Annotated in this window: 11 protein-coding genes; 7 read left to right on the top strand and 4 right to left on the bottom strand. The window is 66.3% G+C overall.

Annotated elements, in window-relative coordinates:
- Positions 1–8 precede the first annotated feature (8 nt).
- A complete protein-coding gene (locus tag VKP62_01330; protein MEB3195823.1) occupies positions 9–1484 on the top strand; it encodes a TldD/PmbA family protein in 1476 nt (491 codons plus the stop codon).
- 37 nt (positions 1485–1521) lie between these two features.
- The gene (locus tag VKP62_01325) at positions 1522–2895 is read left to right on the top strand and encodes a TldD/PmbA family protein (protein ID MEB3195822.1); all 1374 of its coding nucleotides are present in this window, start codon (positions 1522–1524) and stop codon (positions 2893–2895) included.
- A gap of 108 nt (positions 2896–3003) precedes the next feature.
- Here VKP62_01325 and VKP62_01320 read toward each other — a convergent pair whose 3' ends face one another.
- A complete protein-coding gene (locus VKP62_01320; protein ID MEB3195821.1) occupies positions 3004–3510 on the bottom strand; it encodes a zf-TFIIB domain-containing protein in 507 nt (168 codons plus the stop codon).
- Between the two features lie 295 nt (positions 3511–3805).
- Between VKP62_01320 and VKP62_01315 the strand changes: the two genes are divergently transcribed.
- The 4 genes from VKP62_01315 to VKP62_01300 all read left to right on the top strand — a co-directional run bounded on the left by VKP62_01315 (position 3806) and on the right by VKP62_01300 (position 8920).
- Positions 3806–5971: a hypothetical protein gene (locus VKP62_01315; protein MEB3195820.1), complete on the top strand. Its 2166-nt coding sequence runs from the start codon at positions 3806–3808 to the stop codon at positions 5969–5971.
- A 122-nt stretch (positions 5972–6093) separates the two neighbouring features.
- The gene (gene glmM / locus VKP62_01310; protein MEB3195819.1) at positions 6094–7458 is read left to right on the top strand and encodes a phosphoglucosamine mutase; all 1365 of its coding nucleotides are present in this window, start codon (positions 6094–6096) and stop codon (positions 7456–7458) included.
- Between the two features lie 29 nt (positions 7459–7487).
- Positions 7488–8324, top strand: coding sequence for an XdhC/CoxI family protein (locus VKP62_01305; GenBank protein ID MEB3195818.1), 837 nt, complete (start codon positions 7488–7490; stop codon positions 8322–8324).
- Positions 8321–8920: a nucleotidyltransferase family protein gene (locus VKP62_01300; protein MEB3195817.1), complete on the top strand. Its 600-nt coding sequence runs from the start codon at positions 8321–8323 to the stop codon at positions 8918–8920. Before VKP62_01305 ends, VKP62_01300 begins: the two co-directional genes overlap by 4 nt.
- Positions 8921–8927: 7 nt before the next feature.
- Here the strand turns inward: VKP62_01300 and VKP62_01295 are convergent, their stop codons facing one another.
- Complete coding sequence (locus tag VKP62_01295) at positions 8928–9485, bottom strand: hypothetical protein (protein ID MEB3195816.1); 558 nt, start codon at positions 9483–9485, stop codon at positions 8928–8930.
- A 331-nt stretch (positions 9486–9816) separates the two neighbouring features.
- Here VKP62_01295 and VKP62_01290 point away from each other — a divergent pair, with 331 nt between their 5' ends.
- Positions 9817–10779: a hypothetical protein gene (locus VKP62_01290; GenBank protein ID MEB3195815.1), complete on the top strand. Its 963-nt coding sequence runs from the start codon at positions 9817–9819 to the stop codon at positions 10777–10779.
- Positions 10780–11085: 306 nt separating this feature from the next.
- Here VKP62_01290 and VKP62_01285 read toward each other — a convergent pair whose 3' ends face one another.
- Both VKP62_01285 and VKP62_01280 read right to left on the bottom strand, forming a co-directional pair.
- Positions 11086–12099: a ribosomal protein L7/L12 gene (locus tag VKP62_01285; protein ID MEB3195814.1), complete on the bottom strand. Its 1014-nt coding sequence runs from the start codon at positions 12097–12099 to the stop codon at positions 11086–11088.
- An 18-nt stretch (positions 12100–12117) separates the two neighbouring features.
- On the bottom strand, positions 12118–12825 hold a 708-nt coding region (locus VKP62_01280), incomplete at its 5' end, for a putative glycoside hydrolase (GenBank protein ID MEB3195813.1).

Below are 12825 nucleotides of genomic sequence, written 5' to 3'. Positions count from 1 at the left end.
CCTCGACGATGCTAGCTGCCACGCCGCAATGGGCGACCGCCTGTCTGCCTTTGGCGCAAGCGGCGCTGGACCTGGCCCGCTCGCTGGGGGCCAGCTATGCGGACGTGCGCTGCGTCGAACGGCTGGTCGACACCGTCGCCACCCGCGATGGCAGGCCGGAAGGCACCACCACGGACCTCAGCCGTGGGTTTGGGGTTCGGGTGTTGCTGGGCGGCGCCTGGGGGTTCGCCAGTTCGTCACAGCTGACCCGAGCCGAAGTCGAACGGGTCACGCGGATGGCGATCGCCACGGCCAAGGCCAGCGCCACGGTGGCCGGGCGCCCGGTTTCGCTGGGCCCGCCGCTGGTCGTGCAAGGCCGCTACGAAACGCCGCTGCAGGAGGACCCCTTCCAGGTGCCCGTGGAGACCAAGCTGGCCATCTTGATGGAGGCGGAGAGCGCCATGCGGGCCGTTCCGGGGGTGCGGGTCACCAGTGGGGTGATCACCTGTCAGCGGGAAACCAAACTGTTTCTCAGCAGTGAAGGCAGTTACCTCGAGCAGGTCCTGACGGAGACCGGCTGCGGCATCGAGGCCACGGCCGTCGGCGAGACGGAAGTTCAGACGCGCTCGTATCCCAATTCTTTCGGACGCCATCAGGCCACCCGCGGTTACGAAATGGTACGCGAACTCGACCTGCCGGGCCACGCCACGCGCATCGCTGAAGAGGCGGCCGCGCTGCTGCGGGCGGACCCGTGCCCCAGCACGGTCACGACCCTGATTCTCGATCCCACCCAGCTGGCCTTGCAGATTCACGAGTCGATCGGTCACGCCATCGAACTCGACCGGGTGCTCGGTTACGAGGCCGCCTTCGCGGGCACCAGCTTCCTGAACCCGGGCATGCGGGAAAGCTTTCAGTACGCCTCGCCGATCGTCACCGTGTCGGCCGATGCCACCCTGCCTGGCGGCCTGGGCACCTTTGGCTGGGACGATGAGGGTGTGCCGGCCCAGCGCGTGCCGATCATCGAGGCCGGTCGCTTCACGGGCTTTCTCTCTTGTCGCGAGACCGCAGCCCAGCTCGGTCTGCCGAGCGGCGGCATGGCGCGCGCGGACAACTGGAATCGCATTCCCATGGTGCGCATGACCAACGTCAACTTGGAGCCCGGCAGCGGCACCTTGGCGGACATCATCGCCGACACCGACGACGGCATTTACATGCACACCAACCGCAGCTGGAGCATCGACGACAAGCGGGTCAATTTCCAGTTCGGCGCGCAGATTGCCTGGGAGGTCAAGCGTGGTCGACTCGGGCGGATGCTGAAAAATCCGACCTACACGGGTATCACGCCGATTTTCTGGGCCGGCTGCGATGCGATTGCGGGCGCCTCGGAATGGCAGATCTGGGGAACCCCGAACTGCGGCAAGGGGCAACCCATGCAAGTGGCCCATGTGGGCCACGGCGCGAGTCCTGCCCGCTTCCGTCAGGTGCAAGTCGGCCTGGCTCGCTGAGTCCCGTTTCCCCTCCACCCACCGCGAGGCATTCCCCGTGTCGGCAGTACAAACCGAAATTCGCGACGAAGCGTCTTTACACGCCCTGGCGGAACAGGTGCTCGCCCAAGCGCGTCAGGTCGGGGATGCGGCTCAGGTGACCCTGCGCGGGGAGACCGCCCATCTGACCCGCTTTGCCGGTAATCGGATTCATCAGAACGTCAGTGAGTGTGACCTCAGCGTCAGCGTGCGCGTGGCGCTCGGGCAGAAACTGGGGGAAGCCAGCACGAATGACCTGTCCCCGGCAGGGCTTCGCGACGCGGTGGCGCGGGCCGCGGCCATTGCCCGCCTGCACGCCCCTGATCCTGATTTCCCCGGCTTTGCCCCTCGCTACGGCATCGACCCGATTCCCCTGGCCCATTCCCCCCGCACGCGGGGCTTCGAACCGGTCGATCGGGCACGCGTCGTGGCGCACGTGTGCCGCGACGCCGCGCTCGAAGGTTTGACGGCCGCGGGGGCTTTCCAGACGGGCGTTCGCCAGCTGGCGATCGCCACCAGCGAGGGGGCCTGGGCCCATCACCTCGGCACGACGGCCCATTTCAATACCGTCGTCATGGGCGAAGATTCCAGTGGCTGGGCCGCCGATACGCACCTCGACGCGGGGCTGATCGACGGCGAGGCGCTGGCCGAGGAGGCGATCGACCGGGCCATGCGCAGCCGACATCCGGTTGACCTGGAGCCGGGCGAGTATCCGGTGATCCTGGAGGAGTACGCCGTACTGGAACTGCTGAGCTACCTCGGGCGCGCTTTCGGCGCCGAAGATGTGGCCGAGGGGCGTTCCTTCCTGTCCGGCCGGAGCGGCGAGCCCTTGATTCCCTCCGCGCTGACCATCATCGATGATCCGCGTGATGTCAATGGCTTGCCGGTCCCCTTCGACGACGAAGGCGTGCCCTCTCGTCGCGTCCCGCTGTTCGAACACGGGGTGGCCGGCCACCCCGTCCATGACCGGCGCTCGGCCCTGGCTGCGGGGTGCTCCTCCACCGGCCATCACGTTGCCGGAGGCGCCTTCTGGAAGTCGGGCCCACGGGCGGCCCACGTGCAGATGCTCCCCGGTCACGCCTCGAAAGACGAGATGCTGCAGGCCACCGACCGGGGCATTCTGGTGACGCGGTTTCACTATGTGAACCAGCTGGACCCTCGTCGCACCCTGCTGACGGGCATGACGCGTGACGGGACCTTCCTGGTGGAGGGGGGCAAGGTCGTGCGTCCGCTGCGGAACTTGCGCTTTACCCAAGCTTGGCTGGAGGCCCTGCAAGGGGTCGATATGGTGGGACGGACCACCAAACTCGGACTCAACTGGGCCGGCGGTGCTTGCCGGGCGCCGGCGCTGCGCGTCGGGCGCTTTCGGTTCACGGGCAAGACGACCTTCTGATGCGTCCAGGGCGCCCCAGGCCGCGTGGGCTGGGGCATCGGAGGGAGCGGCACGCGACGTGACGGCCCGGCCGCGAGGCTCAAGCACCGGCAGGCGATGGATGGGCGGTCAGCCGCCTTGGGCCACGATCCAGCTGACCAGTCCGAGGAGCAGGGGCCGCCGTTTCGGCAACCCGGCCTGGCGAGCCTCTTGCGCCTGCCGGTGGGGGCCCAGGCTGGCTTCGATTTCGGCGAGCGCGGCCTCTTCCCGGGCCTCGGTGGACTGAAATTCCTCACGAATGAGTTGCAGTTCACCGGGGTCCAGCCAATGCCCCCCGCACTGCGGGCAGCTTTCAATTTGAATTTTCCGCTTGACGCTGAAGAAATGGCTGAACAGGGCGACCTCGTCGCAGCGTGGGCAAACCCGACGCGCGCCACTGGCAGCCGTGCCTGCCTTCGCCTCCTCGCTCGACAGCTTCAGCACCGGCGAGTCAGGATGCTCGTGGCGCTCGTCGAGGCGTTGCAACTCGAAGTGGTCGAACCACAGACCGCGGCAGCCCGTCGCACAGACGTCGACGAAGAGGCCAGGCGCCGCTTCCGTGGCCGTCAATGGGGCTTGGCAGGCAGGACAATTCAACGATCGAACCTCGCGGCGGAAGGGGGGCGAGGCACGCAGACGAGCGAGACGCCGGCGGTGGCTCTTCCCAAGATGGTGTGACGCGTGAGATCATACCCGGCGGACTGTCGCACGTTGCATCGTGTTATGTTGGAATGGGTCGTGCGCGATGCGTCACCTTCGACAGTTCGCCCCCGGGCATACCGTCGGTTTGCCCGGGCTGCGGGGAATAATGGGCCCGGATTTGCCCCCATGCGGATGGGGCCGGGGGTATCCACGGGGTGGATGCCGGGTCAGCCTCAGAGAGTCGTCCAACGTGTCCGAATTTTTCTCCAAACGACACTTTGCCTGTGGCCTGGCGGTCCTGAGTCTGCTGGCGGCCGCGTGTACGAATCCCGCCAATCCCGACCTGCCCGGCTCGACGCAACCATCGGCTGAACCCACCCCTGTGGTTCTGCCCTCGATCCCGGCCAGTCGCACGGAACGCTGGCAACTTCGCGGGCAGGTGCTGCTGCAGGGCCAACCGCTGGCGGGGGCCACGGTGCGGGCCTACGACTTTGCCTCCGGCGACCCTGTTTCATTCCAAGGAGCGGCCGAGGCGGGGCAGGCAGCTGGAACGCGCGAATTCGTCAAGGCCGATGCCCAGGGAGCCTTCGAGGCCGTGGTCGTGCGCACGCGCCATCTGCACGCGCTCAAGCTCGTGGCCGAGCAGGATGGCCGCGTCTTTGTGGCTTGCGTGGATGCGGCCGGCGCGGGGCTCGGGCTGGCGGCTCCGAGTGCCTATGGCTTGTTTCAAACGGGTGATGGCAGCGGGACCTTGCCCGTCTCCCTGCGCCTCACGGCGGCCAGCACGCTGGCCGTGAAGGCCTTCGAGGGGGCCATCAAGGCGCAGTTTCGCCTGAGTGACGGGGTGTTGCAGGCGGCACTCGGGACCCTGTTTGAGAACGCGGCCGAATCGGAGCGTTCGGCGTCGCAGCGTTTCACGGAAAAGCCGGACCTGGAACTGCAGATGGCCACTGGCCTGGACGGGCAGGGCGAGTTGAAGCAACTCTCGGCCTTTCGACGGGTGCTGCAGGACCTGGGGGTTGCCGAAGATGTCAGCCGACGCGTGGGCGAGGCGTTGACCGCCTTCATCGCCGCCTCGGCGCAACGTGAGGTCAAGGCCGGTCTGGAACCGCTCTCGATCGAAGACTTCCCCGTGGGCCAGGTGACGGTTTCGCCGACCGGAGAATTTTCTTTTACGGACGCCAGCGGAAGAGTGTTGACGGGCGCGTTTGGGCCCAATGGGTCCTCTCCTGCGCCGCTGGCACCCTTGCCTTCCCCCACCTCGACACCGGCCCCTGCGCGAGGCGGAGGCGGCGGAGGCGGCGGAGGCGGCGGGGGCCGTGGCGGTGGCTCCGTCGCACCGACTCCCACGCCTGTTCCAACCCCTGGGGTGCGCCTGCTGGCCGGTGGCCTGCCCTTCACCAATCCGCCTGAGGATGGCAACGCCATCGCCTCTGCGACCCTGTGGAGCCCCCTCGCCCTGACGCTCGATGCAAGTGGCACCCTCTATTTCATCGAGAAACGCCAAAATCCTTCCTTCGGCAGCTTCGCGGTGCGGCGTTTTACTCCCGGCGTCACCGCGGATGTGCCGGGAACGGTGGATATCCTGGCCGGAAACCACACCTTGCCCGGTACGACGGCCGGAAATGCGGTCACCGCTCGGTTTGAGTCCTTGCGGGATATTGAACTGGGTGACCTGGACGGCTATCTGTACGTGTCACAAACGCAAGCTCTGCGTCGCGTCAATACCCTGACTGGTCAGGTGGACGACCTGCTCGGCCCCGTCGCCCCGATCTTCACGGCATCAGGGGCAAGTCTGCTCGGCCTCGATGTCAGGGGCAGCCTTGCACCAGGGGCCACGGGATCACTCTATGTCGCCGACTCGACGGGGCATCGGGTGTTGCGTTACGACCAGGCCTCCGGGGTGGTGGTGATAGCCGGCAATGGGAATCAGCCCTCCATCTTCCAGGCTCAAACCGATGGGGATGCTCTGGCGTCCGCCACCTTCGTGGGCCCCTACGACGTGGCTGTGGATGCGACGGGAACGGTGTACATCATGGACCTGCTCTCGATCCGGCGCTATGACCCCATCACGCACACTGTCAGCACCCTTTGTGGGAACGAGGGCCTTGCTGGCGCCTACGTAGATGGGGTGGCGACGGCGGCCCGCTTCACCCCGATGAACAACGCTCGCTTGACCTTTGCCAGCAATGGCGAGTTGCTGGTGCGCAATCTGGACCCTGGCAGTCAGGGCGGCCGCGGTGGGTTGATTCGACGCATCAAGCTCAGCGGGGAGGTTCAGACGGAATTGCCTCTGCTGGCCCCTCTGGTGATGTTCAATGAGGTGGGGGGCCTGGCCATCGGTCCGGGAGGCATCCTCTATGTCGGGGACTATGGGAGTGACGGGGCGCGCTTGCTTCGGCTAACGGCGCCCTGACAGGCCGTTTGGTCTGGCGAGACAGCCATTGGTCGGCAGGAGTCAGGGCGGGTATAATCGGCCTCCCCAGGCCGGATGCCGGGCGGCCCGGGTGGTGCGGGGAAGGACGAAGCGAGGGCATCGTGGCAAGACTGTTCGGAACCGATGGGGTGCGGGGGCTGGCCAACCGCGAGCTGACGCCGGAACGCGCGTTTGAACTGGGGCGCGCCGGGGCGGCCTACCTGCGGGCGCAGAGCCAGGAAGCACATCCCACGGTGGTGGTGGGCAAGGACACGCGACGCTCCGGCGATATGCTGGAGGCGGCCCTCTGCGCCGGCATCTGCGCGGTCGGCGTGAATGTGAAACGTCTGGGCGTGTTGCCGACGCCCGGCGTCGCCTGGCTCACGCGTCGACTCGGCGCGGTGGCGGGCGTGATGATCTCGGCCAGCCACAATCCCTCGCCGGACAACGGCATCAAGTTCTTCGGTTCCAACGGCTTCAAATTGCCGGATGCGGTGGAGGATGCCATCGAGAGCCTGATGAACCAGCCCGGTGAGATCCCGCGCCCGGTAGGGGAAGCGCTCGGTCGCATTTCGGAGGCGCACGACCTGACGGCACGCTACCTCGACGACGTGGCGGCCCTGCTGCCGGCCGGTCTCTCGGGCCTCAAGGTGGTGGTCGATTGCGGTCACGGCGCGGCCTATGCGCTGGGCCCTGCCTTGCTCCGGCGGCTGGGCGCCGAGGTGATTCCGCTGCACACCGAACCCGATGGCGACAACATCAACCGGGAATGTGGGTCCACCCATCTGCATTTCCTGCAGGAGGCCGTGGTGGCCGCCAAGGCCGATCTGGGCCTGGCGTTCGATGGCGATGCGGATCGCCTGCTGGCTGTCGACCACACCGGGGTATCGGTCGACGGCGATCGTCTGATGCTGATTTGCCTGCGGCACGGCGTCTCGACCGGACGGTTGGCCTCGCCCTCGGTGGTGGCCACCGTGATGAGCAACATGGGCTTCGAGGATGCGATCAAGGCCATGGGGGGGGAATTCGTGCGCGCTAAGGTGGGCGATCGCTATGTGCTCGAAGAGATGCTGCGCCGCAACATTCGGTTGGGCGGCGAGCAGAGCGGCCATCTGATCTTTCTGGACGACAACACCACGGGTGATGGTCTGATCAGCGCGCTGCGCGTGCTCGAGGCGGTGCGGGCCAGCGGGCGCTCGCTGCGCGACCTGGCGGCCGACATGGTCAGCTATCCCCAACTGCTCCACAACCTGCGCGTGCAGCACCTGGCGGGTTGGGCCGAGAACGCCAGCATCGCCGCGGCCGTGGCGGAAGCTGAGCAGGAATTGCGTGGAACGGGGCGTATCCTGCTGCGGGCCTCAGGCACCGAGGCGTTGCTGCGCTTGATGGTGGAAGGGCGCGAGCAGGCGCAGATCGAGGCGATCGCCTCACGTCTGGCCAAGGTGATCTACCAGGAACTCAGCCCCGCCCCGACCGTGCTGGCCTGAGCGCGCCGAGCACGGACGCGGATTCCCCGATGCGCAACGACAAGGTGCTCGCCCGCCTGCATGAGAGCCTCGCAGCCGGCCTACCGGTGGCGTTGGCGACGGTGACCGGAATCTCGGGTTCGATTCCGACCGAGGTCGGGGCCAAGTTGTTGGTGGATGCGCAGGGGCAGATCCTCGCCGGGACGGTGGGCGGCGGCGCCTTGGAGGCCGTGGTGATTCATCGCCTGGTGCGGGCGATCGCCGAGCGGGCGCCCCTGGAACTGGAACACCACCTCACGGACGACGAGGCCTCCACCCTCGGCATGACCTGCGGGGGCAGCATCCGGTTGTTTTTGGAGCCCTATGTGGCCCATCCCCGGCTGGTGCTGGTGGGGGCAGGGCATGTCAATCAGGCCGTGGCCCGCCTGGCCAGGGACCTTGACTATGACCTCTGGGTCATCGACGATCGCCCCCAGTGGGTGACGGCCGACTATTTTCCTCACGCGCAGCGGCTGGAACTGGTGGCCTCCCTGCGGTCCCCCTTCGAATCGCTCACGCACACCGAGGAGGCTTTCCTGGTGATCGCGACCCGTTGCCACGCCACGGATCGGCTCGTTCTGCGGGAGGCTGCCCGGCGGCCGTGGCGGTACGTGGGCATGATCGGGTCGGCGCACAAGGTCGAGACGATCGTGGCCGAATTTCGGGCCGACGGTGGCCTGGGTACCCTGGACGGCCGCCTGCGGGCACCGATCGGGTTGGACCTCGGTGGCAAGTCACCGGCCTCCGTGGCGCTCTCCATTCTGGCTGAGGTGCAGATGACCCGGTATGGCCGGCCGGGTGTGCCCCTGACGGGGCGCGTGGCCGGTCCGGCGCAGGAGTCTGTATGAATCTCTCCGAGACGGCTGCCATCCTGACCGCTGCAGGACGCTCCGTTCGTATGGGTACCCCCAAGGCGCTGCTCGACTGGGCCGGGAAGCCCCTGATCGCCCATCAGGTTGCCGCCTTGGCCGGTTGCGCCCAGGTGCTCGTGGTGCTCGGCCACGAGGCGTTGGCCGTGCGTCCGTTCGTTCCGACGGGCCCTCGCGTCACGGTGCTGGACAACCCCGATTTCGAGGCGGGCAGGGCCAGCTCGATCGCGCTGGCCTGCCGCTTTCTGGCCTCGTCCCCGGCGCCGCGCGGGGTGCTGCTGGTGGCGGTGGACCAGCCCCTGCCGCCCGCCTTGCCGCGATTCTTGATGGATCGCGTCGCGGGAGACAGCCTCGCGGTCCAGCCGGTTTTCGAGGGACGTTGTGGGCATCCCGTCTGGATTCATCGTTCATTGCTGCCGGAACTGCTGCGACTGGAGGCGCATCCAGAGGGTCTGCGCTCGTTGCTTCAGCAGCACAGGGACCACCTTCAGGAGGTCCCTGTGCCGTTCCCGGAAGTCCTGCTGAACCTCAACCATCCCGAGGACTACGAGGCGGCTCGCGCCGCGTGTCTCTGAGGCTCTCTCACATCTGCACCCGGGGCCAGAAGAATTCGAACCATTCCCGCGGGCGCTGCTCCATAAAGATGCGCTCGTAGGTCTCGTGTTTCGCGGGTGTCCGGTTGATGGCCTTGAGCGAGCGCAGCGTGCGAGACTCGGTATCGAAGGTCCCCAGCAGCGTCAATGGACGCTCCTGGGATGCGTAAGGGACCGATGGGTCCCAACGCTCCGCCTTCGTGGCAAAGGCCACCAGATTATCCTTGAACGGGTGGGTCTGCAAGTCGTAGTGTCGCCCCATGACCGGGAAGCCGGCCCCGCGATCCAACAGCAGTTTCTCGATAAAGAACTTGGATTCCTCCGCGTTCGGGCGCAGCAGCCCGAGGGCCACCAGAACGCGACGCATGAAGCTGCTCTCGGCCTTGGTTGCGGTGGCGGCCGCCTGGCGGCTGAGTGCCACGGCATCGGCCGTCATGACACGCTCGGCAGCGGCCTCCACCTGGCGGCGAACGCTCGGGGCCGCGTGTTCGGCGGCTTCGACGAGGCCTTTGCGGGCGGCTTGCACGATGGGGGTGATGGCGGACATCGGGCACCTCTCAGGGCGATGCGGTGGGGACACGAGTCTTGTGCTCGCTCCATCCAACGTGTCACCAACAAGTCTCCCGGCAATAGTAATAATCGCTTTAAATTGGGGGAAAGGTGAGGTTTCAGGACTTGCCTGATCGCGGCGTCGGGATGCCTGGTCGATTGATAGCCCCGTCGTGACTGATGATGGTGTTTATCCATGATTGGCTGGGGTAAGCATGGGATAGCTGTTTTCCTGGCTGGATTCGGCTGCCGTTGAGGTCCCGCCAGGGCCGTTTCGCTTTCGCCGGAGTCATTCCATTCGGCGAGCGCTGCACCCAAGGAGCTGACGCGTGCCAGGCAATTACGAAGCGATGGGGAGTGCCCTGCCGAGCCGAGCAGATATGGTGGCGTTGCTGGTCAGCGCTGGCAAACGCACCGAGCAGCAACTCGCGGGTAAGACCCGCCAGCAGATCTATCAGCAAGATTACCTTCCCGCGTTTTCGAAGGACCAGGTGTTGACCACCGACCAGGTCAAGCATATGGGGTCGAAACTGGGTTGGGATCAGGGCCAACTCGACGCTGCCCTGAACCGAGCGCAAGGTCCTGGCAGCGGATTTCTCGGCATCGGTGGAAGCAACCAGGAAATCACGCGCGGCGAGTTTACCCGGCTGGTGGCGGAGATGGGGGGCAACTCCCCCAAGGTCATGCTACAGACCTTGCTGACCGACCACGTGACTTTCAGGCAATGGAACTTCTCCACCCTGAACCAACGGGCCATCCGAGATGAGGCGGAGGGTCAAGGCCGAGCGCTGCTGAGGACCGCGCAGGACGTCTCGAAGTCACCAGCCGAACGCCTTCAAGCGGCGGATGCCTTGATTGAGCTGTCGCGTGGCTACGATGCAGCCACCAGGGCCACAGGGTTTTTCCCGGTGTTCAAATTCGGTGACTTCGTCAACCGTCCCCCTGCGGAACGCACACTGGCGAGCATGGCCCGTGCCGCCGAGGCCCTGAAGGCTTCGCTCGGGGCCGGCGCAGCCGTCCCAGGTGCCAGCGGCAGGCCCGCGACAGGACGTTTCGGTTGCGCCCGGACCGCCAGCTGGTCCCAAGCCGGCGGCAACGCCGCCTGCCGCGGCTACCCCGCCAGCGTCGGCGGCCCAGCTGGCGATCCCCACGACCATCTCCGTCCCAGGGATCGGAGAACTCAATCCGGTGGAGCTGCTGGTCGCGAATCTCGACCGCTCGTCCATTTCCATCCCGGGCCTGTCGTTGTCCCTTCCGGTGCCGGGGGGCGTCTCGCTGCGCACCTTCCTTGACCAGAACGCGAACCAGACGTCCCTTTCCATCCCTGGCTTTCCGGCCATCCCGCTACCGGAAGGCTTTACGGTTCGCACCCTGATGAATGAGGTGCTCACCAGGGCCGCCTCAGCGCCAGCCGCGCCGCCAGCCGCGCCGCCCGATCGGCCTGCCGGTGCCTTGGCGGCCGCCCTCCAGAACAAGGTCCCCATCCCGGTGATCAGTGCGGCACTAGGCGTGTTTCGATAGCGAATTCGACGGTCGAGTTCGCAGCGAGGCGGGAATCGAGGCGATCCGGAGCGCCACTCCGGCTCGCCTCCGCGCGCTCAGACCAGGTGTACCTCGGCGCTGACGGATTCCAAGGCTCGTTTGACTTCCTCGGCATCCAGGCGACGCACTCGGTGCATGATCGCGTAAGGAACCTGTTCCACCACCGCCTTGGTGTGGCTCAGGTCCCAGCCCGTGATGCGGCGCAGCACACTGATCACCTCCAGCACGTGGGGGCCGGTGGCGTGCAGCAGCACATCCACCGTGTCGGGATTCGCCAGGTCCACGGTGTCCCCCGGCACGTGCTCGCGAACACGGCGCACCACCACCAAGGCGCCGGCTGCCTCGACGCGCGCGCGAAGGAACTCGGCCCGCTCGGCATCGCCGGCGGTTGGGAGAGGCGCTGGCAGGTTCTCGAGCAGGCGCTTGCTATCGAGCACGCTGAGCTCGGTGGCCTGACTGATGGCTTTGATCACCTCCAGTGGTTGCTCCCCTGCGGTCAGCAGTAACACCTGCCAGACCACGTTGTCCTCCGCGCCGGGGGCCACGATTTCCCTGACTTCCTGAACCTCGATGCTGGCGATGTCCACGCCCCATCCGAGGGCCGTCTCGTTCACGGCCTTCTTGATGCCGCGCCCCAGTTGCTTGCGGTCGCTGGCCCCGATCAGGCGTTCGGGCGCCAGCGTGCCTGCCGCACTCTCGAAGGCCAGCTCGATCAGTTGCGCGATCGCCGCTTGCAGGCGTGTCTGGCGCATCACGAGCGCTGCCACGTCCGGCTGCAAGATGCTGAATTCCACATCGAGACGCGCGGCAATCCAGGCGCCGTTCCCGGCCTGAATGCCGGGGAATTCCAGCGCCAATCGCTGGGGCCTCACGGAGACCCGTTCCACCGTTTCAAAGCCAGGAATACAAAACAGCAGGCCTGGGCCCTTGATGCGCAGGTCGCCATTGCGACGCATCACCACCGCGCGTTCACCCTCGCCCACGCGCACCAGGCAGAAATGGACCAGCAGCAAGGCGGAGCCCCCGCACAGGGCCGCGGTGATCAGCAGGGAAATCAGAATCGCCCACACGGCTGCTGCCCCGCGTTTTCAGGGCGTTCGGCTGACCTGCGTCGGCCTGTTGACTGGGGATTGCGTCACACCGGCAAAGCCAACCTTGTAATTGTTCTCGGCATTCCAGAGCAGGTAGCCCGTGCCGTTGGCCTGGCTGTTGGCTTTGATCTGACGGGCCACGTAAGCGGGGCCGTAATTGCGAATGCGATAGGGGAAGGCTTGCAGCCACGGCCGAATCACCACCCCGCTACCGGCGGTCTTCTTGGCGACCTTTTTCACCCCTTCCCCGATGAAATACTCCGGGTGATCAGGGGGGTAACTCAGGTTGTCGAAGTTCTTGTAGAAGTGCGAGGGATAGAGCATCGGACTGAGCACGTCGAGGTGGTGTCCCAGGTCTTCCAGGCGTTGGCCTGTGATGCGGACGTCGATGCCCTGGTCCCAGGCCACGACCCCATAGACATCGGCCGAGATCAGGGCACCACTCGGGCTGAGGGTCTCGTAGGCGCGCTTGGCAAAAGCTGTGATGACCTGGTGCTTCAGCGGCTGGGATTTCATGCTCTGCCAGGCCACGTCGGGCGTGTCGCCTTGGGCAGGGAAACGCACGTAGTCGTACTGAAGCTCATCGACGCCAGCCGCAATCAATTCCTTGGCCAGCGCCAGGTTATAGTCCTGGACGGCGGGAATCGAGGCATCGACCCAGGCCAGCACACCGACCTCACGCCACGGTGCGCCCGTTCGCTTGGA

The organism is Candidatus Sericytochromatia bacterium (assembly GCA_035285325.1).
Lineage (GTDB): Bacteria > Cyanobacteriota > Sericytochromatia > S15B-MN24 > JAQBPE01 > JAYKJB01.
This window is presented reverse-complemented; position numbering and strand designations above follow the sequence as displayed.